Below are 23829 nucleotides of genomic sequence, written 5' to 3'. Positions count from 1 at the left end.
TGCTTTTTAATTTATGATAATGTTTCAATTATAAGTGATTAACGGTGGATTTAATCACTATTAAGTGTATATTTATTGATTTGATAAAAAATAAGGCTATTTTGTTTTAAATTCATATATTTGCATCCTCAAAAAATAAACTATAGCAATAAGGCGATGCAAAGCAAATTCAAACTTCAGCTCTTTCTTCTTTTTTTACTGATTAATAATTTTATTATCGCACAGGTGGGGATTGGTTTACCTGAGCCTGATTCTTCTGCTATGCTGCACATCAGTTCAAAAAATAAAGGAGTGCTTTTTCCAAGTGTGTCTTTAGCATCCAATATAGATCAGTTAACTATTCGAAATCCGGCTGAAGGGCTCATTGTTTGGAATAATGGACAAGGAAGTTTAACGGAGACCGGGTTTTATTACTGGAATAAGGGCAAATGGAATATGCTTGCCACCATTCCAGGAACGAACGGAAACGGAGCCGGCGGAGGAAGTGTCGCTCCATTTTCAGCATGGAATAGCTCGGCAACAAACAGCGGTAATTCGGCTGGAGCTAATACCAATCTTTCTTTAGGGACCAATACTTCAGATGATCTTATTTTTAAAGTAAATTCTACCACAGTAGGACATTTGGGTGTAAATAACTCAATAAGTTTTGGTATGGCAGCTCATGCAGATCAGAATGGTATTGCTCTGGGTAATTCCAGCAGTGCTTACCAGGGAATCGCCATCGGAACAAATACATCTGTTACGGCCAATGAATCGGTAGCCTTGGGAGCCAATACTAAAATTTCCGGTTATCAGTCAACAGCAGTAGGATTCAATGCCAAAGTAACAATGAATGAAGCCACAGCAATAGGGAATAATGCGGAAGCATCAGGCTTTCAATCGATCGCAGCAGGGTATAATGCCAAAACAACAACAAATGATGCGACAGCTTTAGGTAAAAATTCAACAGCATCAGGCTTTCAGTCTACTGCAATAGGATATAATGCAAAAACAAGTTCTAACAGTGAAACGGCTGTAGGATATAATACAGTGACCAATAATCAGAATTCTACGGCAATAGGATCGGGAGCGAATGCTTTGGGGCAGTTTTCTTCAGCGATTGGATATGCAGCGGCGACTTCCCAAGCTAATGCAATTGTCATTGGAAATAATAATGCTAATGTTGGAATAGGTACAGGATTCCCTAATACATCTGCTAAATTGGATGTAAATGGTGGATACAAACTGGGGGAAAAGGGGAGTGTACAAAAAAACCAGATAAGTTTTGAAGCCTGGCCATCGGTTTCTGTGAATAATCTGCCTCCCGGAAAATCTGTTACGCTCGAAATTCCTGTTCCTGCGAATATGCAGCCGGGTTCTGTAAGAGCAGCAATTGTAGTTTCTCCGGCGGGCGATTTTGCAGGCAATACTTCTTTTTCGGTATCCAATCCAAGAATGACTTCTACTACAAGTGTTACAATTAATCTCACAAATATCTCAGGCGGACCTGAAAGTTTGTATTCCGGGCATTTTTATGTGATGATTAATGAGTTTTAAATTGAAAAAATCTTACAAGCTATGCCATTGGTCCTGTAATTTTTAGATATCAAAATGAAAAAACCGCCATAAAGCGGTTAATAGTTATAGGTTATGTTAATTTAAATCCTAAGGTTTGATTGGTTTCTTTTATATTTAAGTGTCATATTAATATTTTTTTATTCTGGAATCCAAAGACGAAAAGTACTGTTCATTTGCGGTTGGAATCATTACTGTCACATAGCTATCACTATTGATATCCAGACAAAGAATTGTATAGTTTAACTCCTTAAGAATAGCATTTACTTTCGGAAAAAACTGATCAGCATATTCGTCATATAAATTGTTATTATCTTGATATCTATTTGAAATATCCCATTTTGATAATAAATTTTCAATCCCTGATTTGGCAACACTGTAATTTTCTTTCCAGTCAATTTCAAAAGCATATCCTTTTTCAATAAGTAAATCAACCATTGCAAGCCAGGTTATATCTTGATTATCATCCGGCATTCTGAAGAAAGTATCTTCATATAGTGAAGAATCACCTTCAATTTCAATTAGCCTGTCAATAATAGAATTCCTATCGTCCTTATTTGAAACAAGGAGTGTAATAATTTCTACATATTTTTTCATATATTATGATTTCCAATGAACCAGATCGTAAGGATAAAATTGTTGTTCTTTTAAAGACGAATCATCCAATCCTAAGATTTTCACAAAAGCTCCGCTTTCAAAGCTCCAGTACCCAAAGAAAACATCATTTTTGTTTTTATCATTATCGTACCAATAAGCAGGCTTCATTTTTTTGTACCAGCTATCATTTAAATAATCTTTTAACACAGAAATATTTTTTTTGTCATAAAGATCTTTTAAAAAACCAAATTCGTTAGGGTAATATATGTTGGAATCTATATTTCTGCCTGACAGTTTGGACGAAATAATTATATCATAAATATAATCTTTGTGATTGCTATCATCCAGGACAGTTATTATTTTTTTGTAATCATCTTCCGAAATATCCAATAAAATACCTAACGAAAGCATCCAAAGCATTAATATATAATCATCAAACTGAATATTAGGAGTATCGCTCTGCCACCCGGCTTTTAAATTATCAATAACTTTTAAAAAGTCATTTTGTATTTCCTGAATAGCGGCACCCGCAGAATATTTTGCAATAACAGTATGAATACTTGTTGTAAAGATCTGTCTATTTACGGCGGGAATTCGATCTTCTTTAGTAGCTCCGGATTTTAATCCATCTTCATAAAATTCAATATCTTCATTATTTAATGTGATATAGTTTTCAAAATACTCAGGGCTCTTCAATTTAGTTCTCATATTTTTCTTTTATTTTTTTATTGGTTATGGCCATTTTCCTGCATTTCCTCTAATTATATATCCATTTGCATCAACACGTCTATAAACAATCTTTCCATTGGCATCAACTTTTCCCACAACTCTCTCGTAACCTGATTGTGTTATATTACGCAACTCTTGTCTAGAGACAGTATTACCTAATCTGTCCTGTATCCATTTATCGGACATCTGCCTAGTCCCGTCTGTCAGCGTATTGAGACCGGCTTGACCGTATTTAGCATCTACAACAACGTATGATGGTGGTGGTCCGGGATTTTTAAATACTCCATCAATTCCTTGGTGAGTTGAAGCATCAATGTCTGTTAGCCTTTGATGTAAAGGTTCATACCCTTTATCCATCATATCTCTATCCGCAGTCATTTCGCCAAAGTTACCTTTTCTTGCAGAAGTATTAAGTTCTATATCTCCATCCTTAACCTGTTTTATAATATCATCCTGAATATCATCCGTAGTTCTTGTAATTACTCGTGCAATATCAGCTGCGTCATCACCCAACGATTCTATAAGTTCTCTACCTGTTCTGGCAGCTATCGCTTCTCCTCCTTCTCTCGCTGCCCGTTCCCCTGCTTCTTCTACACCTTCTCGGACAATTCTTTCACCAGCTTCTTCAAGTGCTTCTTTTCCTGCAACTTTCGCACCGGTCAATGCTAAGGAAGAACCCCCACTAAATGCTGCTGCTGCTACATCCGGAATAAATTCTCCAACAGTGGTTCCTATCTTTCTTGGGTTTTCAGCTACCCAGCTTGCAGCATCTTTGGTACCTTCCCAGGCTGCGTTTCCTGCATCTGCCCAGTTTTGTCCGTCACTGGCCCAGTTCCAGGCTCCTTCAGCGGCATTGCTCCAGTTGTCTCCCTTGCTGGCCCAGTCCCATGCATTTCCGACCCCTTCGGTAGCTGCGTTCCATCCGTCACTTACCATTCCGCCCAATGCTTCAGCAGTGCCTACGGGATCCTGGCCAACCTGATAAAGTGTTTCACCTAAGCCAACTACACCATTTACGGCTCCTTCTACCAGCCCTGTTCCCAGATCACTGAACCAGTCTCCGACACCTGTTACGGGTTTCATCCAGTCCGGAAGCATCTGGTCCCGCATTTCCCGACCTTTTTTGTTTTGCTCGGCGATCCAGTCAAAACCTTCCTTGATATAGTCGGAAGGCATTTTTCCTTCTCCGACGCCATATGATACGGCAGCAGCCCTATCGAAGAAGATGTTGATCTTTCCACCAAATATACAATTACAGAAAGAATCTTCCAATAGCATCCGGCTTCCATTTATCTTTACCCCATCTTTTGGCGCTTGCCATCCGGTAAGAATGGTTGGTAGACAAGAAGCTCCTGTTGCCCATTTCAAAGGGTTGGTACAAAGTCCCATAGGTTTGATATTGAAAAAAGGAAGAAAATCCAGTTCCGAAGCCATGGGAACACTGTATATGGTAGTGTTTTTATTATTGCTTACCCGCAGGGTAGAGGGGCTTGTTCCTTTGTCGCAAGCTAAAAAGGCACCTTCAGGTACGTATTTTTTTGCCATAATGCGATGATTTAGATGTTAATTTTATCTGAGCTCAGGGTTACATTTTTCAATCTTCTGAAACTATTTTCCAGTTTATTAAGGTTTTCCCGGGTCTCCAGAAAAATCTTACCCGGAACTTTCAACAGCTCCGAAACTTTACAGTTACTGACAGAGCATATATATTGTCCGTCTGCATATACATGCCATTCTCTGGCAGCCGGAGCCTCCAGGATCTTCTCATCATCGAAGAGAAGATAGTAGCGGTCATTCTGGAATACAATATCAAGCAGGGGAATGGTCATGGGCTGCAGCTTTTAAAATGTTTTTTTCTTCACGGTATAATGTGCCAGGAATCTGTGCCAGGCTCATACACATACTCTGTTCAGACCACGGCCACTCTTCCAGGAGATAGCGTTCTATATAATTAAGCTGCAGGAGAGTCGGCACACGGGGACGGTTCTTTAAAACACGGATCATGGCGGTTACTTTATCCTGTTCAAAATTATCTTCATCTATGCTTCCTTTCACATCAATCTGGTACCTGCCGTCCTCTAATTCTGAAATTGTTTCTTCTGTAGTAATAGGGACGCTCTTGGTAGCAATAAAGTTGGGAAGCTCACGGTATCCGTTGATGATCTCGTTTTTTTTGAACTCCTTGAAATGAATGCCGGGAAATAGCAATTGATAAGGCATTGCGAAACGGAGAGCTTCTGCCAGGCGCTCGCCATCTTCCAAAAGTTCTTCTACACCTTTGATGAAAATTTCACGGTATTGCTCACTTCGATGTTTCAGGATAATTTTAGGCTTTATTTCCAGCCACTTATTCTGTACCTCAGTTAAGTTGATAATCTTTCCAAGTTGTCCGTTTTCATTGAGGGTGCATACTATTTTTTCTCTCAGCTGATGCAGGTCTCCGACCCATTTGTACATACCGTCTTTATTGGATTGCTTATACAATGGCATTTCAACGGTAAAAACAGGCTTTTCATTTTCAATAGAACTTAGGGTGACTTTTAGCTCAGCTTCAATATAGTTTTCATTTCTGAGTCCCTGAAATTGATATCTTTCTTCTCTTAGAAAGGTATAGTTACGATATTCGCCCTTGTTTTCTATATTAACCTGCATAATTATCCTTTATTGATTTCCACATCAGCCCCTTTGATATTGGTAGGTCCTGAAGATGAGGTATTAATTTTGGCGGCATTGGCATTGATGTCACTATCAATCTTAATTCCAGGATTGGCAGCAGCTTTTCCTAACTCTGTAGTCGTTTTTCCTATGACTTTCACATTGAGACCTTCTATGGTGATGTCTCCTCCCGTAGTCATGGTTATTGAGCTGCTTCCTGTTTTAATGGTAATGGTTGTGTCGCATTCCAGAGTGATTTTTCCGCTATTATCCATTTTAAGCATAGAATTGGCTCCTCCGCCTTCTTTTCCTCCTACGTTAATAGAACTTACACTTCCAACATTTACCGTATTATTATTCCCAACTGTTACTGTTTTATCATTATTGGCATTGGTCATTGCATTTCCGGCTCCATCAAATTTCATATTGGCTCCTCCCTGATCGGTCAGAAACACAGATCCTGCACCATCATCCAGTTCCAGTTTATTACCGCTTCGGCTGCTCAGGCTTTTAACATTATTGTTTTGTCCGCCTCCTCCGCCAACACCTCCATGAAACATTCCTCCCATTACAAAGGGACGGTCCGGATGCTGGTGTACAAAATTGACAACCACTTGATCTCCAACTTCAGGAATAGCCATAAAACCACGGTTTTTACTTACTTTATCGCTTCCGCCCGCATCAGGAGTCATAACGCGGATAAACTCAGTGGTATCCTGCCCGTTCTGCCAGTCGAACTGAACCTGAATCCTGCCTTGGTTAAGAGGGTCAGTATTTGAAATAACTTTAGCGAACTGAGGTTCTGCTTTAGGCATCTCAAATTCAGGCCGTGGCATGTATCCGGTATCTGCTGCTATTGCTTCAAAATTTCCGGTATAATGACCTCTTGCATCTACCTCGTGGCTGATCCCTGTGATCATAAGCTTGGTAAAATAGGCGGTCTGGTTGGTTTCAGATTTCCGCATTTCTACATCCGCGGTACATCCAGGATATAAAAACGGGACAGAAGTACTTCCGGATGTGATAAACACGTCTACAGCTTTACTTCCTGCTGTACCTTTCTGTGAAGCATCAATATCCATAAAAGTAGATGCTTTGATGGGAGCTACCCTTAATGAAGGGGTTGTGAAAGTTGCTTTGGATATTTCATAGGCTCGTTTCGCAATATCTGACTGATGATTTATTTTTGAACTTCCTGTTGTGAGCTTTTCATTTTTGCTGCTGTTATAGCCGTAAAAAACAGGGTTTACATGCTGGGCTCTCATTTTGATCTTAATATCATGTACGCTGCTTCCGTATACCAATTGTACCGGCTTTTCCTGTGGAGGCAGTTTTCCGAAATGAAGAACCTCACCATCATAATAAAACTGTTCCCCGTAAGCTTCTGCTATTCTTGCGAGATAATTGTAGTGGGTTTCTTCATATTGAGAGCTGTAAGAAACATTTCCGTGCTGGGAATCTACTCTGAAATCAAATTTATTGGAACCAAGTCCTTCTTTAATCACCCAATCTGCAATGCTGTTCAGGCTGATCTCTTTGGCGCCACCGAAACTCTGAATGTGCGGGGCAGCATCCAGAAGTACAGTAGGGCTGTTTCCGGTAAGTACAATATTTCCCAAACTGCCTTTTTCCTGGCTGAACCCTACTTCCGTAATCACCCCTACAAAGTTTCGTTCAGGACTTTCTTCTACGTCTTTATATTTAAATACTACTGTGATCCTCTTGCCCAGAAAGTTTTGTGCCTGTTCCAGGTTATGATTTTCTGCCCCTCCCAAAGCATCATGAGCGAGCATAAGATTGAATTCATGATGTTTAACAGCACTTTGGGTGAGTTTAAAATGCTTGAAATGCTTAATTATTTTTCCTTCAATAATGATTTCAAGTTTAACCACACGATTGATCCCTAAAAGCTCACTTTTCGGAATTGATCCGGCATTGAATATTTTAGAAGTGGGTTGCTCGTTCCAAATTTTATTTTCAGAAACCAAAGCTGTATTAGGTTGTGTAGCTTTGTTCATGAAATTATCGGTATAGGAGAGTGCCTGCCCGGCTGTCTGTACCGTTTTTTTTATTTTTTCAGCTTTTTTTTCAGCTTTATTAACTGGGTCTGGATCTGCGGGTTTTATACTGTCCAGATCTTTTTTAGATTTTGGAATCTGGTTTTTTGATGATTTGCTGTCCTGGAACATAACATATTTTTTCTGGTTAATGTATGTAACAACAGTCTGGCATGCCGGACTGCATAATGGTTGTTCTTATTACTCACTACAGATCAAAATACTGTCTTGTTAATGTCAACAGAATAGTATCTTTTGTGAGGGAATTATCGTTCTGCTTTCACCTGATGCCGGGAATGGATCCCTGTATATTTTTAAGTTTTAAAATATAATTAATATTTAGTTTTAATGAATTTAATATTCTGAATTACAGTTTTGTAATGATGATATTAAAATCACATCCACGTGAAACAAATATAAGAAGCAAAGACATAATGAGGAAAAAAATGAAAGGCTATTTTTCTTTTTGTCGTAGTTTTACTACTAACAGTTGTTAGGTTCAAAATGAGACAAAAAAGAACCTATAGATACATGGGCTGTACGGAAAGAAAAGCACAAATTAAATACAGCTGAAGAAAGGCTGATTTAGATTTTAAGAATATAATGCAATGAAAATTGCGGACAGCATAAATTGATTTAATTTTGCCAATGTTCTACTTATTAAAAGGAAGAAGATTTAAATCCTTAATGCATATACTTGAAAATTTATGAAGAAAATAGGAATTATAGGTTGCGGCTGGCTGGGATCAAGGATTGCTGATTCAATGTCCGGACAGTATAAAATATATGCCACCACCACTACAAAAAACAAAGCTGATGAGCTGTCTTCTAAAGGATTTAATACTTCTGTCGCCAGCTTCCCGGATTTTCAGCTGGAAGAAAAGGTTACTCCGTGGACTGAGATTAAAGACATAGATGTTCTCATTATCACTATTCCGATTTCCGGTAAAAGCTGCTGTGCAAGTTCGTTATACAACAGGGTTCAGCATTTATTTTCATTTATCGGCGATTTTAAAGGCCAGATATTTGTGATGAGTTCTACCGGTGTCTATCCGGATATTCCTGGTGAATATGCAGAAGAAAATCTTTCTTCAGATCATGTTCAGGGAGAGCGAATGATCAAAGGTAAATATCCGCAGATAAATATCTTGAGATTAGCAGGATTGATGGGAGATAACCGGCTTCTGAAAAATTATAATATCTCAAACCTGGAAGCACCGGTGAATCATATTCACTATGAAGATATCTGTAGAGTAATTGAAAAAATGATCGAAACAGGATCAGAAGGAAAACTGTACAATGTAACGGCTCCAGAACATCCGTCGAAAGCCCAGGTGATCAATGCTCAGCAAAATTTAAAATCCTCTGAACAAACAGTGACAATAGGTGAGGGGAAAATAATCCTGTCTTCAAAGCTGATTTCAGAATTGGATTTTATATTTAAATATCCGGATCCGAGAGCATTTCACTTAAATACTTCTTTACTCTAAGAAAACTTAGATGAAATAAAAAATCTGCTTAATTTACTCAATCTGCGAGAGAAAAACCGCTTGCAGATTGAGTAAATTAAGCAGATCTTGCTATAATTTAAGCTAAACCTTATAGATTTTTAAAACCTATAAGGTTTGATTTTAAGGATAAAAACGTGAGTTATTTTACTTGATAATTCTTTCCAGTACCCAATCAATAAGGTTCTTTTCAGAAGCATGGTGGTCTGCAGAAAATTCTCCACGTCTTCTGTTGGCAATAACGTTATTCACTGTAATGGCTTTGTGGCCTAATAGTTTTGAAAGAGCATAGATCGCTGAAGTTTCCATTTCAAAGTTAGTTACTCCAAGGTCATTCAATGTTTCCAGGAACTTATCATCAACTGCTTTTAAACGCAGCTGTCTTCCCTGAGGAGCGTAGAACCCTGGGAAAGTAGCCGTATTTCCGTGGTATTTGGCATCTTTATAATAGTCTCCCATTTCTTCTGCCCAGTCTGAGAAATAAAGCATAGGTTTGATCTTCTCATACGGGAATTTTTCCATGAAACTTTTGGAAAACTCATTCTCGAAGCTGTAGTCTTGATAAAAATGCATCAGTCCGTCCAGACCTACAACATTCTGGGTTACGAGCATGTTATCAACCTGTACGTCCGGATTTACACTTCCACAGGTTCCCATACGGAAAAGTTCAAGGGCTTTATGATCAGTTTTAAACTCCTTGTTTTTAAGGTCGATATTCACCAGGGCATCAAGCTCGTTCATCACGATATCAATATTCTCTGTTCCGATACCTGTAGACATTACGGTAATTCTTTCTCCGCGAAGTGTTCCGGTATGGGTATAGAACTCCCTTTTGTTTTTTTTGATTTCTACTTTGTCAAAATATTTTGAAACTTTTGCCACTCTGTCCGGATCTCCCACAAGGATGATCTTATCAGCAATATCTTCAGGTAAAAGATTTAAGTGGTATACACTTCCGTCGTCATTCAGCACCAGTTCTGAGGCAGCAAGTTTATTTAGCATAATTTATATTTTTTATTTTTTAATTAATGAATATAGCTTCTTTGTAAGGCGATCCGGCAAGATCATAGATCGTATCATATTCTTCTACGATTCTTTTCTGTCCCTGGAAAATCTCATAGACCGTAATGATGGTTTTTTCAAAATTTTTCGGATCCTTTCTTTGGGTTGTAATTTCATAGAGCTTATCTCCTTTTTTTAGAACAGAGACCATTTCCTCCTTGGTTGAATTGTTAGAGTCCATCATTCCCGGAAAATCCATAACAATATCCTTGAGGTCAGTATAGTTCTTGTAAGGTTTTGTTACTCCATTTGAATATACATAAACATTTGGAACTTGTTTGCCTTCTTCCAGGCGTACCAGATAATAATCATTGCCTTTTTTCTCTGCGTACACGGCCATTTCCTTCTTTTTCTGTGAAAATGCACAAATGGAAAGGAAACTCGCCGCAAAAGCAAATAATACTTTTGTTTTCATAATAATATCTTGTTTTTAATTTGCTGAAATGATGTTATAAATCCTCTCCCAATATCTTTCGTCATCTTTTTTGAAGCGGCCTATAGAAATCAGCCGTTCTTAAGTATAATGAATTTGATTTCGGGGTTTAAAATTAATAAAAATATTTCTATAAGAAACTGCCGTTTGTAGATTTTTACGCTTTTAAAATAGCCCTGCTGGATTTTAAATTTGTGTTAAAACTAGCCCTCCATAATAATTACGTGGTCAAAACATAAACATTTTTTAATCTGCCGTTAAAGTTGCGATAACATCGGAACGGTACTTTTGCCGCTAAAAATTAATGAGATTATATCCGCTGCTAGCTGTGATTGTGTTGATAGGTTTTGCTGTCATGTCTTTTAATCCGATTGATAAGGGAGAAGAAAATGAAAATACCTTTGTCAATAAAGGTTTGTCGGATTTTAAAAACAGGCTTGACCAGTTGAAATCAGACGTATACAAATTCTCAGAGGATCAAATCTCTCTTGAAGAGCTTAGAAATTCCTTAAGGGGGGCAAGAAATTCGTTTAAAGAAATCGAATTTTATATCGCCTATCATTATCCGGAATTCACAAAAACTCATCTTAATGCCGCTCCGCTGTTTCATATAGAAGCTGCGGGAACTTCTGCCTATACACTGCCACCGGAAGGACTCCAGGTTCTGGATGAGCTGATCTTTTCCGATGAAGCAGGAGATGAAAAGGAGAAGATTAAAACGATTACGGATTTTCTGTACAATTCCTATTCAAGTTTTTATCTGAGTACCATAAAGAACGGTTTAAGCCGCGGAAACAACAAAACGCTGCCACTAAGGATAGAACTGATAAGAATTTATACATTGGGGGTTACAGGCTTTGATACACCAGGTTCTCTGAATGTTTCAGAGGAAGCCGGCCATGCTTTTACCGGAATAAAAAAATACATTAATGACGACGTGTATTTTAAAAACTATAATGTTCAGAAAGCCAACAAGATCCTTAATGAAGGAATCAATTATGTTTCTGTGAATAAAGATTTTGAAAATTTTGACAGAATTGAGTTTTATAAAAAATACATTCAGCCTCTGTATGAAGAATTCGGAAAATGGGACGGAAGGGCAGATGATCTAAAAGAATTTTCCGGTTGGAACGTAAAGAGTAAAAACCTTTTCAGCAGTGATTTTCTGGATCCGTATTTCTACACATTGCTGCAGTCTACTGAAGATAGTAAAGAGCTTCGCAGTTTGGGGAAATCTATTTTCTATGATCAGAATTTGAGTCAAAATGGTAAAATGAGCTGTGCGGTCTGTCATCTTCAGGAAAATGCTTTTACGGACCTTAAAGTAAAGTCCCAGAGCAATGTGGAAGGTAAAACAGTTCTGAGAAATTCTCCGTCTTTATACAATGCTGTTTTTGCCAAAAGGTTTTTCTATGATTTACGGGCATTTTACCTTGAACAACAGGCAGAACATGTAATCTACAATGGTGATGAGTTTAATACCAGCTATGAAGACATCATCAAAAAACTGAGAACAAAGCCTGAGTACAAAAGAGCTTTCCGTGCTGCTTTTCAAAATGGTAAAATAAATAAAGAAAATTTTTCCAAAGCTTTAAGCTCTTATGTTTCATCCCTGTATTCTTTTGACAGTGATTTCGATCGTTTTATGAGGAATGAAAAAGATGTTTCCGAAGATGTAAAAAAAGGATATAACCTGTTTATGGGAAAGGCCAACTGCGCAACATGTCATTTTGCACCACATTTTTCGGGTCTTGTGCCGCCGTTCTTTAATGAAAATGAATCAGAAGTTTTAGGGGTAACTACAAAACCCATCCATCAGCTTCCTATTCAGTTGGACCAGGATCTTGGAAGAGGCAACAGCCCTGTGAAAAAAGAGAAATCATGGATCTATGATTACTCTTTCAAAACCGTTACGGTAAGAAATATTGCTCTTACCAAACCTTACTTCCATAACGGAGCTTTCAATACTCTGGAAGAAGTTATGGACTTCTATAACGAAGGTGGAGGAGAAGGCCTCGGTTTAAAGATGAAAAATCAAACGCTGCCACCGGATAAACTGGAACTTACAAAAACAGAGATCAAGCAGGTCATTGCTTTCCTGAATTCACTGACCGATATTAGTAAGGCTAGATGAGTTGGAGAGTTTGAGAGTGTTGGAGGTTTAAATGAATTTGGATATAAGATTTATTATCTGCAACTACTTTTACTAAAGGATGAACTTTGAATAATATTACTATTGAGTTTTACACTTCCAGCACTCCCACTCTCAAACTCAAATATTTAACAATTATTTAATTCCCTTAACATTGGGTTATAAATTAATTAATATTCTCCAGTCTATATTTAAACTCCTATTAACAGAGGTACCTCGCCAAAAAAATAGCTTTGCAGAGTCTAATAAATCAATTAAAATGAAGAGAAAATTACTTACAATTGCAGCGCTGGCTATGGTGGCTGGTTTTAGTGCACAGGCACAGACCTTTTTATTCAACAAGAACTCGTCCTGGAGCTATAAGGATAACAACCAGGCTCTGGCAGATTCGTGGAAAGATCAGACATTTGATGTTTCAACATGGACCGCAGGGAACGGTCCTCTGGGTTATGGAGATCCTGTAACCACTACCATCAGTTCAGGTCTTACAACTGCTTATTTTGCTAAAGATTTCACCGTAGACTTGTTAACCCTTTCAGATAATATGGAATTAGGAGTAATGAGAGACGACGGAATCGTTGTTTATCTTAACGGAGTTGAGGTAGTGAGAGATAATATGCCAACAGGGGCTATTGCTTTCAATACACCTTCCAGTACAACAATTGACGGGGCTGCAGAAAGCGTTTATAATATCTTTTCTATTCCGAAAGCTCAATTTGTAAACGGAACCAACAGGATCTCTGTAGAACTTCACAACAGAACCGGGGCCAGCTCAGACCTTAGAATTGATGCTTATTTAAAGACAACAGCTACTGTTACGCCACCTACTGCATGTACAGGAACGCACATCAGTTGTTTTACTTCTATTGTTCCTACGGCACAAACCAATAAACTGATCATTCCGACTGAACATAAATACCAGCTTATCTTAAAAGAAGGTGACAGTTACACCGAAGGAGGTGGAATGGTAGGAGGTCAGAATGACTTTACTGCCTATGTTGCCAAGACAGGAAGCAGCACGAACGGATATCTTTCTGTAAACCATGAAACCAATCCTGGAGGAGTTACGATGGCTGAGGTTAACTACAATTCTTCCACAAAACTTTGGCAGCTGACAAGATCAAGAGCAGTAAGTTTCTCCGATCCAAGTTTGGTTCAGACGATCAGAAACTGTTCAGGTGGAGTTACTCCTTGGGGAACTGTTGTTACTGCCGAAGAATCTGTTACTTCCAATGACGTAAACAGTGATGGCTACAAAGATTACGGATGGTTAGTGGAAATTGATCCGGCCACAGCGCAGGTTATTTCCAAAAATACAGACGGATCCAAAGGAAAGCTTTGGCAGATGGGAATTATGAACCACGAAAATGTAGTGGTAAATAATGCAGGAACTACAGCCTATTACGGAGAAGACGGGGGAACCCATATGGTCTATAAATATGTAATGGATACTCCAAATGATCTTTCTTCTGGAAACCTTTATGTATTAAAGCTTGATCAGGGATTAAGTACTTCCGGAGATCCTGTGGGAACTACAGCTACATGGGTTCAGGTTCCAAATAAAATAAAAGCGGATCAGAATAATACAACTGCACTTGCCCAGTCTTTAGGAGGAACAAGATTTAACGGAGTGGAAGATGTGGACATCAGCCCTTTAGACGGAAAAATTTATTTTACAGCAAAAGGATTGGATAAAATATACCGTCTGCAGGATAACGGAGCAACTGCTTCCCAGGTAGAAACTTTTGCAGGAGGTGCTTCTACAGCATATTCTTTTAACACTCCTCAGGGAATGAAATCTGAAGCATGGGGCGATGGAAATGACAACCTTACTTTTGACGAACTTGGAAACCTTTGGGTTCTTCAGGATGGTGGAAAAAACTACATCTGGGTAATCGCTCCGGATCATACACAGGCTAATCCTAAAGTGAGACTTTTTGCTTCTATGCCTGCAGGATCAGAACCTACAGGACTGACATTCACACCGGATCATAAATTTGGTTTCTTCTCGATTCAGCATCCTGATTCTACAATTTCTACGGATATTGACGCTACAGGAAATACAATTGATTACAGAGGGAAATCAGCTACAGTTGTTATTGCTTTAAAACAAAACTTAGGAACAGCTGGTGCATTGGGGACTGTTGAAAGTCATAATGCTGAAAATACCGTTGAGGTAGCTCCGAATCCTACTTCAGGAATTGTTAAAATCAACTCACCAAAAGGATTGAAAGACATTTCTGTAACAGCATACAGCCTGGATGGAAAGATCGTTTATACGAAGAAATTCAGCGGAATTAACAGATCATTGGATCTTGACTTTACGCATCAGCTTGAAGGATCCCGCATTCTGGTTCTGAATATCGAAGCAGAAGGAGGTTTCCAGAAAACTGTGAAGCTAGTAAAAAAGTAAATTATTAATACTCATTTCGGGCGGCGGCTTTGCCGCCGCCCGAAATTTATCTCTATGAAAAAGCTTGTTCTATTGATTTCTGTTTTCTCTCTCTGTCTTGCAAAGGCACAGATAGATCCTGTGAAATATCCTACATTTACCAATATTGATGAAGCGCTGAACAGTGAAAAAACTGTTTACAGTATGAGTTTCAGGGAAAAGGGACTTTTTAACCTGCCTCCTCAAATTTCAAAGCTGGAATCCTTATTTTTCCTTAATATCATGGGAAATAAGCTTGAAAAAATGGATCAGGAAATCTTTGCATTAACGAAGCTGGAGATCTTAAATGTGAATGAAAACAGCATAAAATATATTCCAGACGAAATTGGAAACCTGAAAAAGCTGAACACATTCTCCATGAATCTTAACGGTCTGACAAGCATTAACCCCAATGTTGCAAAACTTCAGAATTTAAAAGCAGTACATTTTGATGCCAATAACCTGAATATTTTTCCCGAAGCCCTGATGGAAATACCGGCTTTGGAAGAAATTAACCTTCAGGGAAACCAGATCAGTATCATCGCGGACCGTTTATACAGAATAAAAAATCTAAAATTTTTGAATTTATCTGAAAACCAGATTAATGATTTAGGGAATCTTTCTTTCCCTAAATATTTAAAATATCTTGAATTGCAGCAGAATGCTATTGTAAAATTGCCGGAAAACCTGTTCAGGGCTCAGAATCTTGAATTTTTGAACGTAAGCAGCAATCATATCACAGAAATATCCCCTAAAATAAAAGGACTGAAAAATATTGTCAGTATGAATCTTGCCAATAATAATCTGAAAGATATTCCCGAAGAAATAGGGCAGTTGAAAAAACTGAAAACCCTTATCCTGACAGGAAATCCTATAGAAAAAACTAAGATTGAACGATTGAAAAGCCTGATGCCGGAAACCCAGATCTATTTCTAGATCTACCCGCCGACTCTTTTGGTTTTATATCCCATTTCTTTAAGGATATTCATTATTTTATCACGGTTATCGCCCTGAATAATGATCGTTCCATCTTTCTCTGAACCGCCTATTCCTAAGGTGGTTTTTATTTTTTTTGAGATTTTCTTTAAATCTTCCTCACTCCCTTCCCAGCCTTCAACAATCGTTACAGGCTTACCGTTTCTGCCTTTTTTCTCAAATTTACACACCAAAGGTTCCTGCTGCTTAAACTCTTCCTTAGGCATTTCAAAGTCCTTTTCCTCATGTTCAGGGAAAAGGTTCTTTAACTGATCTCTTAAATCCATATAGCAAAATTAAATAATAATTTAGAAAAGACCATCGATGAGATCAAAAATATATGAATAATGGTTCTTTGGAAGTAAAGGGCTTAATGGGCTAGATTACTGTTTAAACAAGATATTTTTTCTTCCACTTTGTAAGACTGTTACGGCTCATTTTAAAATGTAAGGCAATTTGAGTATTGTTAAGGTTATATTTCTTTTGATAGTCAAGAATTTCTATTATTGTTTTCTCACAGTAAGAACGATGCCTTTGGTTAAAAGTCATAGATTCCCTGTCCTGCTCACCAAATATTATTTTATTTAATGCAATAATATCCAGAGTAGAAAGCTTTTTTTTATTTAATATTCTTTGACATATAGATATTTTTTGAGGATACTTTTGATCTAAGATATCGATATAAATCTTTTTATAATTAGGAGTATTAATCATGCTTCTATAATTTTTTTCATTTTTGATATTTAGCTATCCATTTGTAAAGGGTAGTTTTAGGAATTCCATATTCCTGTATTATTTGTGTCTTGGATTTTTGTCGTGTCTCTAAAAGATCCAGCATAAACTCAACAATTTCCTTTGTATAAATATTTTTCCTAAAAGAGGGCAGTTGTGTTTTATTACATTTATACTTCATCGATGCTTGTGGAGAATATAGAATAAGATGTTGAGAATATATCCGGAAAAAATCGTACTCGAGTAACTTACTTAATTTTAAAAGTATATCAACTTCTATAGATTTCTTTTCATATATTTTTTTGACTTCTTCTTCACTGCATTTAAGAAACTTACTTATTCTGGTTACAGAAATGTCACATTCTGAAACTCTTTGTTTGATTAGTTGTCCGAGATAAATTTCTTTGAGATCTGGTATCATCTTGTGTTTCAATAAAAGCTTTATTTAAAATTTGATTGGTGGAAATAATAATGATTTAAGGACCACTTATTCTTATCAAAAAATTTTTACAATGTTACATCTTTGTGGTTAGTGACGCAAAGAAACAGGCCATACCTATGTATAACATTTAAATATTTTTATTGTATTCCTATTAATTGTTTTGATTATTATGTGCTTGATTTCTTTTTATAAGAAAAATTTGAATTTTCTTGAGGTGAGTAAATATCATAAAAAAAATAAATGTTATATCTGTGTTATAGCTTTCGAAATCTATTTTTCCTTTTTTTATCTATAACATTGTTGCTCTGATAAATCTAATCTTTTAAATAAAACAATTAAAAACAAACGAATAAATGATTAATAAAAGAACGAATGTTTTTTATTATTAAATTTGCATATGTAGCGCTTTTTTTTTGAGAAATCACATTTATTTTTATTTTATTGATTTGTTTTGTGTATGTAAACACTGTAAAATGATGAAATGCCTTATTGTCTTTTTCCCATGGCTGTTATTTGCTCAGCAAAAAATAACCCCTCAATATATTGATTCGGAATATAATAAACTTGACATTTTATATTCTGAAGCAAAGATCCATGAAGGTTTAAAAAAAAATATATTTTTACTGGAGGAATCTAAAAAAATTCATTATTCTAAGGGAATAGCAAGAGGTTATTTACGGCTTTCATATTATTATTCAAATTCAAGAAATTATAAAAAGGGATTGGAATATTTAAAATTGGCAGAAGAGGAAAATGAAAATTCTAAAAACGATCTTAAATTACAAAGTGAAATTAAAAGAGAACTTGGTTTTAACTATTATAATATTGGTCTTTATCAAAAAGCGATTGATGAATTTAAAGAAAACGTAAAATTATCAGAGAGCATTAGTGATTATTCTTCTAAAATAAAAGTCAAATCTATAGCTTATTTCGAAATAGGTGCTACATATAAAAAAATAAACCAACTGGATTCATGTAAATGGTATATAAAAAAGGGAATTGATCTTTTAAAAAATGAAAAAAAATTAGATCGTATATTACAGATGTATTTGGTATACAATAATTTAATACTGGCTGAATATGATGTTTCTGAAAAAAAGATAAATTCATCAGAAATATATATAAAATCGTTGGATGCCTCATCAAAAGAAATATTGGGGAATAATAATTTCCAGTTGTATAAGGTAAAAGGAATGATTAATGAATATAGAAAAGAATATGATTCAGCTATTTTTAATTTTCAGAAAGCCATCTCTTTAACCAAAAATACCGGCAATGTCGAAAGATTGCAAGGATTATATAGTGATATTTCCAGAATTTATCAGCAATCAGGCGATAATAGTTCTTCCCAAAAATATTTGCAGAAATATATCTCTATTAAAGATAGTCTAGCCAATGCTAAACAACCGGCCATTGAAAATACCGTGCGGGAATTAGTTGTACAAAAAGAAAAAGAAATAAAATCCAAAAACAAATTTTTGATCTATATTATATGGATAGGGAGTTTTTCTGTAATCATTTTTATTCTGATAATAATAAAGAGGGAGCGAAAAAAAAATAAAATTTTGAGTGTAAAAGAACAGGAAACCCAACTGTTAAATCAAAAATTAAATATTGCTTTCGATCAGGTAATTCAACTCGCTAAAAAAAACGATCCCGAATTTATGACAAGATTTCAGGAAGTTTATCCTAATTTTTTTCCAAGATTGTTACAAATTGAACCCCAATTGCAAAACAGCGAATTAAAATTCTGCGCTTTATTATTTTTGAACTTTTCTTCCAAAGACATTGCTGCCTATACATTCGTACAACCTCGGTCAATACAGATCAGGAAGAATAGACTGAGAAAAAGACTCAACATTTCTTCAGAAGAAGATCTGTATATCTGGATGAAAAACATTAATAATAATTGATGTCTTCAATAGAATTATATATCTTTTTTTGCTATAGTTTTTTATAAAAATCAAACTTTCTTTTTGTTAAACCTATGAAAGGTTAGATTTCTTTTTCTATATCTGCTAATGAAAAAAGAAAAACGAATCAGAATAATTTTATTATGTATTTTTATAATATTGATTATCATTTAATTACGCTAATGTTATACCTGTGTTATATCCGTTTTTTTTGATTAACCGGATGGATAATTCAAATTTGTATCAAGATTTAATTGATGCACAAATGAGAAAAGTATAGTTGGAAAATTAATTGAGTAACAACATGATTTTTGGTTGTAATAATAAGAGTTATCAGCCAACCGCCGCAAGCAAAAGATTACTTTTTAATATGAATCCAATGAAAAAAAACAAAACAAAAAAATCTTACACAGATAGCCTTTAAACCTGGCATCAGATACACCCAAACTTATAGATACATTGAAATAGTTGAAAAACTTTTTAATGAATAGAAAAAATGTTTAGAAAGATGTTTTATGGAATCTTTTGTCTCAAATTTTAGCTTAAAACAGTCCCCATTAGATATTAATAATCCCGAAAATGGAATTGTGATTCTATTCTTGAATAAAGATTGATTGTAAAAAAAATGATAAAACAAATTTAAAATAAGTATTCACAAAAAAGAAAAACACAATGAAAACAAAACTTTTATTTTTAATTGCCATGACGACATCTTCTGTAAGTTTATTCTCACAGGTAGGAATAAATACTACAACACCTGATCCATCTTCAATTTTGGATATAGTCTCTACTAATAAGGGATTATTAATTCCCCGTGTATCATTAACGGGAAATACTGATGTTACCACGATACCTAATCCCGCTAATGGTTTGTTAGTGTATAATCTGGTAGATGTGGGAGGAGCTAGTCCTGTAAAAAAAGACAATTTTTATAAGTTCAACGCCACTTCTAATAAATGGCAATTAATGCTTGATGAAACGAGTCTGCCTTTGCTAGCACCTGCAGTATTTAAGTTAGAGAATAATATAACCAGTTTTTTAAATGGAGTAGGTCCAGGAAGTGCTGTAACGATTCCAATGAAGTTGGTTTCTAATAGTATCACTGGACTGTCCTATAATGAGGATACTAGCACTATTACTTTTCCTGCCGGAATTTACAAAATGGAATTTGTTTATGAAGGCGATCATAATGCTACTGGTTGTACTATCAGTTCTTATATTGTTGACTTCCCAGAGGGAGCGGGTACTGCTTTTAATAGAATACATACTACGGCTGCTCATAATACAGGGGGGTCTAGTAATCATGGTGGCGTAGTAACTTATACAACAACTGTTCCGGCTGGTAGAACATGGCCAATAAAATTAGGTAGGGGACAGTCCGGAAACTGTAGCGGGGCAGGAGGAACATTAAAAGGTAAAAGTACACAGCTGTTACTTTTTAAAATGAATTAATACGGCTTACTTAGACTTTAGAAGCTGAAACAAGTTAGAATCATATATTATTTTACTCCTCAACCTAGCCTTCAACACGTAGTTTAGGTTCTAAATTCACAAATGATATTCCCTCAAAACCAGGTTAGGGGTAAAACTTTTTAGACATTCCGGATGTAAATATTTTTATGAATCTTGTAAAACTGCCACAGGAATGTGGCAGTTTAATACTATAGCAAAAATAAAAATCTGCATTCTCTGCTAAATCTTCGAGAGATTAAAAACAGCCATACACGAATATAAACATCATAAAAGATCCTTCATTATATCTAAATATTTTTGAAATAACTCTCCCAAATTCGTCCATTCATCCGAAATTAGGTAAATTTGTGTAACAAAAAGTTATAAGAAATGTCAAAAAAAGCAATATTAGCAATCCTTGACGGATGGGGACTGGGAACAAATCCAGAGGTGTCTGCCTTAGATAAAGCAAACACTCCATTTATAGACAGCTGTTATCAAAAATTTCCACATACAACACTTGAAGCCAGCGGACTGGCTGTAGGACTTCCTGCAGGACAGATGGGAAATTCTGAAGTAGGGCACATGAATTTGGGAGCAGGAAGAGTGGTCTATCAGAATCTTGTAAAACTGAATATGGCTGTTGAGAACGGAACACTGGGACAACAGCAGGTCATTCAGGATGCTTTCGACTACGCTAAAAGAGAAAATAAAAAGCTGCACTTTATTGGATTGGTTTCCAACGGGGGGGTACACTCACATATCAATCACCTAAAAGGTTTGCTGACTGCCGCACATGAATTTGGACTGCACGAAAATGTCTTTGTACATGCCTTTACAGACGGAAGAGATTGTGATCCACATTCTGGGCTTGGGTTTATAGAAGAGCTTCAGAACCATATGGAGGTTACAGTAGGCAAGCTGGCAACGGTGATCGGAAGATATTATGCAATGGACCGTGATAAAAGATGGGAACGTGTAAAACTGGCATACGATGCGATGGTAGAAGGAGTAGGGCTACAGACGACAGATGCTTTGACCGCTATTAAGTCGTCTTATGATAATAATGTGACTGATGAATTCTTAAAGCCTATTATTCTGGTTAAAACAACAGAAACAGGAAACGTAGTTCCGGTAGCCAAAATTATAGATGGTGACGTGGTCATCTGTTTCAATTTCCGTACAGACAGAGGGCGTGAGATCACAGAAGTTCTTACCCAGAAAGATTTCCCTGATTTCTTTATGCGTAAACTCAACCTTCATTATATCACTTTAACCAATTATGATAAAACCTATCAGAATGTACAGGTTGTGTTTGATGAAGAAGTATTGAAGGAAACAATGGGTGAAATTCTTGAAAGAAACGGTAAAACACAGATCAGAATTGCCGAAACAGAAAAATATCCTCACGTAACGTTTTTCTTCTCCGGGGGCAGGGAAGAAGAATTCAACGGAGAAAGAAGACTGCTTTGTCCAAGTCCGAAAGATGTTCCCACTTATGATCTTAAGCCGGAAATGTCTGCTTATGACATTACCAATGCCATTGTGCCCGAATTGGAAAACGGAACAGCGGATTTTGTCTGTTTGAATTTTGCCAATACAGATATGGTAGGTCATACCGGAGTTTTTGAAGCAGCAGTAAAAGCCGCTGAAACAGTAGATAAATGTATTGAGAAAGTAGCAACTGCAGCTTATGAGCATGGCTATGCCGTATTTATCCTGGCTGACCACGGAAACTCAGATGTAATGATCAATCCGGACGGTACTCCCAACACACAGCATTCTACGAACCTTGTACCATTTATTGTGATGGATAAAGACCATACATGGAATTTAAAACCTGGGAAACTTGGAGATGTAGCACCGACTATCTTAAAAGTGATGGGAGTAGAGATTCCGGAAGTAATGACAGGAGATATCTTAGTTAGTTAAAAATTCAATAATATTGTCCGAAAAATGCCGTTATGGTATAGATGGCGGCATTTTTGTATGATTTATATCAGTCATTGTATGAGTTGCATAGGTTATTATGCGACAAATAATAAATAAATCATATCTTTGTAAATTAAAATCCATATAGTAAGATGTATCAAAAGCTTGTCAGAAAAGAAGTAATGGGAATATTGGAAAAGGAAGTAGGTTCTTTTCTGGATAAATTTTTAACGCCAATTGAAAAAATCTGGCAGCCTTCCGATTATCTTCCGGATCCGTCAAGTGCTAATTTTAAATATGACTTAGAAGAAATTCAGACTTTTGCCCGTGAAATGCCTTATGATTTGTTTGTAACTCTGATCGGCGACTGTATCACAGAAGAAGCATTGCCTTCTTATGAATCATGGTTAATGGGAGTAGACGGAATAGATCAGGAGCAGAAAGAAGTGGGCTGGGCCCACTGGATAAGAGCATGGACTGGTGAAGAAAACAGACATGGAGATCTTTTGGGCAAATACCTTTATCTGTGCGGAAGAGTGAATATGAGAGAACTGGAAGTGACCACTCAGTATTTAATTAATGACGGCTTCGATTTAGGGACAAGCATGGATCCATACAGAAACTTCGTTTATACAAGCTTTCAGGAAACGGCTACCAATATATCGCACAGAAGAGTGGGTACATTGGCAAAACAGTCAGGAAACGGAAAATTAGCAAAAATGTGTGGTGTAATTGCTGCAGATGAAGCCAGACACGCAAAAGCATACAAACATTTCGTTGCTAAAATTTTAGAAATAGACCCATCAGAAATGATCCTTGCATTTGAAGATATGATGCGTAAAAAAATCGTAATGCCTGCTCATATGATGAGACAGTCTGGGCAAAAAGCCGGAGAGCTTTGGGGGCATTTCTCAGATGCAGCACAAAGATGCATGGTATATACAGGTCAGGATTATATCAATATTATGAAAGACTTATTGGATGAATGGAAGATAGAGCATGTAAAAGGACTTACTGAACAAGCTGAAAAAGCTCAGGAATACCTGATGAAACTGCCTGCGAGACTTCAGAAAATTACGGACAGAATTTCAACTCCGGATTTACAGTTTCAGTTTAAGTGGGTAAAAGGCTAACTTTACAAACATTAAATTATAAAACTTAAGAGTGCCAACGTTTTCGGCACTCTTTTTATTTCTTATCTTTGC

19 protein-coding genes are annotated in these 23829 nt (G+C 36.5%); 9 read left to right on the top strand and 10 right to left on the bottom strand.

All coding sequences use genetic code 11. The features are described from left to right. The first annotated feature begins 156 nt into the window (after positions 1 to 156). Positions 157 to 1536, top strand: a complete 1380-nt coding sequence (locus LC418_RS14705; protein ID WP_223559682.1) for a hypothetical protein — start codon at positions 157 to 159, stop codon at positions 1534 to 1536. Between the two features lie 147 nt (positions 1537 to 1683). On the opposite strand, the gene LC418_RS14700 is transcribed toward LC418_RS14705, so the two are convergent. The 6 genes from LC418_RS14700 to LC418_RS14675 are packed head-to-tail and all read right to left on the bottom strand — an operon-like array spanning position 1684 to position 7724. Beyond that, complete coding sequence (locus tag LC418_RS14700) at positions 1684 to 2151, bottom strand: DUF6630 family protein (RefSeq protein WP_223559681.1); 468 nt, start codon at positions 2149 to 2151, stop codon at positions 1684 to 1686. A 3-nt stretch (positions 2152 to 2154) separates the two neighbouring features. After that, the gene (locus tag LC418_RS14695) at positions 2155 to 2859 is read right to left on the bottom strand and encodes a PoNe immunity protein domain-containing protein (RefSeq protein WP_223559680.1); all 705 of its coding nucleotides are present in this window, start codon (positions 2857 to 2859) and stop codon (positions 2155 to 2157) included. 24 nt (positions 2860 to 2883) lie between these two features. Further along, on the bottom strand, positions 2884 to 4425 hold the full coding sequence (locus tag LC418_RS14690) for a PAAR-like protein (RefSeq protein WP_223559679.1): 1542 nt from the start codon (positions 4423 to 4425) through the stop codon (positions 2884 to 2886). An 11-nt stretch (positions 4426 to 4436) separates the two neighbouring features. Next, the gene (locus LC418_RS14685; protein WP_111953022.1) at positions 4437 to 4709 is read right to left on the bottom strand and encodes a hypothetical protein; all 273 of its coding nucleotides are present in this window, start codon (positions 4707 to 4709) and stop codon (positions 4437 to 4439) included. Further along, entirely contained in the window at positions 4690 to 5532 is an 843-nt protein-coding gene (locus LC418_RS14680) for a hypothetical protein (protein ID WP_223559678.1), read from the bottom strand. Before LC418_RS14680 ends, LC418_RS14685 begins: the two co-directional genes overlap by 20 nt. Positions 5533 to 5534: 2 nt before the next feature. After that, positions 5535 to 7724 (bottom strand): type VI secretion system Vgr family protein, encoded by a 2190-nt coding sequence (locus LC418_RS14675; RefSeq protein WP_223559677.1) that lies wholly within the window; start codon positions 7722 to 7724, stop codon positions 5535 to 5537. Positions 7725 to 8299: 575 nt separating this feature from the next. On the opposite strand from LC418_RS14675, the gene LC418_RS14670 reads away from it, so the two are divergent. Next, a complete protein-coding gene (locus LC418_RS14670; RefSeq protein ID WP_223559676.1) occupies positions 8300 to 9082 on the top strand; it encodes a Rossmann-fold NAD(P)-binding domain-containing protein in 783 nt (260 codons plus the stop codon). Between the two features lie 165 nt (positions 9083 to 9247). On the opposite strand, the gene LC418_RS14665 is transcribed toward LC418_RS14670, so the two are convergent. Continuing rightward, on the bottom strand, positions 9248 to 10102 hold the full coding sequence (locus LC418_RS14665) for a nucleoside phosphorylase (RefSeq protein ID WP_223559675.1): 855 nt from the start codon (positions 10100 to 10102) through the stop codon (positions 9248 to 9250). Positions 10103 to 10121: 19 nt separating this feature from the next. Next, positions 10122 to 10577, bottom strand: coding sequence for a hypothetical protein (locus tag LC418_RS14660; RefSeq protein ID WP_223559674.1), 456 nt, complete (start codon positions 10575 to 10577; stop codon positions 10122 to 10124). Positions 10578 to 10899: 322 nt separating this feature from the next. Between LC418_RS14660 and LC418_RS14655 the strand changes: the two genes are divergently transcribed. The 3 genes from LC418_RS14655 (at position 10900) to LC418_RS14645 (ending at position 16114) form a co-directional block, all read left to right on the top strand. Beyond that, positions 10900 to 12729 carry a cytochrome-c peroxidase gene (locus LC418_RS14655; protein WP_223559673.1) on the top strand — a complete coding sequence of 610 codons (1830 nt, stop codon included), beginning with the start codon at positions 10900 to 10902 and terminating at the stop codon, positions 12727 to 12729. Positions 12730 to 13006: 277 nt separating this feature from the next. Then, complete coding sequence (locus tag LC418_RS14650) at positions 13007 to 15160, top strand: alkaline phosphatase PhoX (RefSeq protein ID WP_223559672.1); 2154 nt, start codon at positions 13007 to 13009, stop codon at positions 15158 to 15160. 54 nt (positions 15161 to 15214) lie between these two features. Next, the gene (locus LC418_RS14645) at positions 15215 to 16114 is read left to right on the top strand and encodes a leucine-rich repeat domain-containing protein (RefSeq protein WP_223559671.1); all 900 of its coding nucleotides are present in this window, start codon (positions 15215 to 15217) and stop codon (positions 16112 to 16114) included. Positions 16115 to 16116: 2 nt separating this feature from the next. On the opposite strand, the gene LC418_RS14640 is transcribed toward LC418_RS14645, so the two are convergent. After that, positions 16117 to 16440 carry a translation initiation factor gene (locus tag LC418_RS14640; RefSeq protein ID WP_111953039.1) on the bottom strand — a complete coding sequence of 108 codons (324 nt, stop codon included), beginning with the start codon at positions 16438 to 16440 and terminating at the stop codon, positions 16117 to 16119. A gap of 103 nt (positions 16441 to 16543) precedes the next feature. Continuing rightward, on the bottom strand, positions 16544 to 16867 hold the full coding sequence (locus tag LC418_RS14635; RefSeq protein ID WP_223559670.1) for a helix-turn-helix domain-containing protein: 324 nt from the start codon (positions 16865 to 16867) through the stop codon (positions 16544 to 16546). A 933-nt stretch (positions 16868 to 17800) separates the two neighbouring features. Here LC418_RS14635 and LC418_RS14625 point away from each other — a divergent pair. The 4 genes from LC418_RS14625 (at position 17801) to LC418_RS14610 (ending at position 23757) form a co-directional block, all read left to right on the top strand. Continuing rightward, the gene (locus LC418_RS14625; protein ID WP_223559668.1) at positions 17801 to 19240 is read left to right on the top strand and encodes a tetratricopeptide repeat protein; all 1440 of its coding nucleotides are present in this window, start codon (positions 17801 to 17803) and stop codon (positions 19238 to 19240) included. A 672-nt stretch (positions 19241 to 19912) separates the two neighbouring features. Then, positions 19913 to 20692: a hypothetical protein gene (locus tag LC418_RS14620; RefSeq protein WP_223559667.1), complete on the top strand. Its 780-nt coding sequence runs from the start codon at positions 19913 to 19915 to the stop codon at positions 20690 to 20692. 390 nt (positions 20693 to 21082) lie between these two features. Continuing rightward, positions 21083 to 22624: a 2,3-bisphosphoglycerate-independent phosphoglycerate mutase gene (gene gpmI / locus LC418_RS14615; RefSeq protein WP_223559666.1), complete on the top strand. Its 1542-nt coding sequence runs from the start codon at positions 21083 to 21085 to the stop codon at positions 22622 to 22624. A gap of 152 nt (positions 22625 to 22776) precedes the next feature. Continuing rightward, the gene (locus LC418_RS14610) at positions 22777 to 23757 is read left to right on the top strand and encodes an acyl-ACP desaturase (RefSeq protein WP_223559665.1); all 981 of its coding nucleotides are present in this window, start codon (positions 22777 to 22779) and stop codon (positions 23755 to 23757) included. Positions 23758 to 23829: the final 72 nt, after the last annotated feature.

Origin of the sequence: Chryseobacterium lathyri (genome assembly GCF_019970085.1) — a bacterium.
GTDB lineage: Bacteria > Bacteroidota > Bacteroidia > Flavobacteriales > Weeksellaceae > Chryseobacterium > Chryseobacterium lathyri.
The sequence above is the reverse complement of the archived record's forward strand: the minus strand, read 5'-3'. Positions and strand labels throughout refer to the sequence as shown.

Coding starts and splice junctions, on each gene's coding strand:
- LC418_RS14650 (WP_223559672.1), top strand. CDS start 13,007: ATGAAGAGAAAATTACTTACAATTGCAGCGCTGGCTATGGTGGCTGGT.
- LC418_RS14695 (WP_223559680.1), bottom strand. CDS start 2,859: ATGAGAACTAAATTGAAGAGCCCTGAGTATTTTGAAAACTATATCACA.
- LC418_RS14640 (WP_111953039.1), bottom strand. CDS start 16,440: ATGGATTTAAGAGATCAGTTAAAGAACCTTTTCCCTGAACATGAGGAA.
- LC418_RS14660 (WP_223559674.1), bottom strand. CDS start 10,577: ATGAAAACAAAAGTATTATTTGCTTTTGCGGCGAGTTTCCTTTCCATT.
- LC418_RS14705 (WP_223559682.1), top strand. CDS start 157: ATGCAAAGCAAATTCAAACTTCAGCTCTTTCTTCTTTTTTTACTGATT.
- LC418_RS14635 (WP_223559670.1), bottom strand. CDS start 16,867: ATGATTAATACTCCTAATTATAAAAAGATTTATATCGATATCTTAGAT.
- LC418_RS14675 (WP_223559677.1), bottom strand. CDS start 7,724: ATGTTCCAGGACAGCAAATCATCAAAAAACCAGATTCCAAAATCTAAA.
- LC418_RS14685 (WP_111953022.1), bottom strand. CDS start 4,709: ATGACCATTCCCCTGCTTGATATTGTATTCCAGAATGACCGCTACTAT.
- LC418_RS14665 (WP_223559675.1), bottom strand. CDS start 10,102: ATGCTAAATAAACTTGCTGCCTCAGAACTGGTGCTGAATGACGACGGA.
- LC418_RS14620 (WP_223559667.1), top strand. CDS start 19,913: ATGAAAACAAAACTTTTATTTTTAATTGCCATGACGACATCTTCTGTA.
- gpmI (WP_223559666.1), top strand. CDS start 21,083: ATGTCAAAAAAAGCAATATTAGCAATCCTTGACGGATGGGGACTGGGA.
- LC418_RS14690 (WP_223559679.1), bottom strand. CDS start 4,425: ATGGCAAAAAAATACGTACCTGAAGGTGCCTTTTTAGCTTGCGACAAA.
- LC418_RS14680 (WP_223559678.1), bottom strand. CDS start 5,532: ATGCAGGTTAATATAGAAAACAAGGGCGAATATCGTAACTATACCTTT.
- LC418_RS14670 (WP_223559676.1), top strand. CDS start 8,300: ATGAAGAAAATAGGAATTATAGGTTGCGGCTGGCTGGGATCAAGGATT.
- LC418_RS14700 (WP_223559681.1), bottom strand. CDS start 2,151: ATGAAAAAATATGTAGAAATTATTACACTCCTTGTTTCAAATAAGGAC.
- LC418_RS14655 (WP_223559673.1), top strand. CDS start 10,900: ATGAGATTATATCCGCTGCTAGCTGTGATTGTGTTGATAGGTTTTGCT.
- LC418_RS14625 (WP_223559668.1), top strand. CDS start 17,801: ATGATGAAATGCCTTATTGTCTTTTTCCCATGGCTGTTATTTGCTCAG.
- LC418_RS14645 (WP_223559671.1), top strand. CDS start 15,215: ATGAAAAAGCTTGTTCTATTGATTTCTGTTTTCTCTCTCTGTCTTGCA.
- LC418_RS14610 (WP_223559665.1), top strand. CDS start 22,777: ATGTATCAAAAGCTTGTCAGAAAAGAAGTAATGGGAATATTGGAAAAG.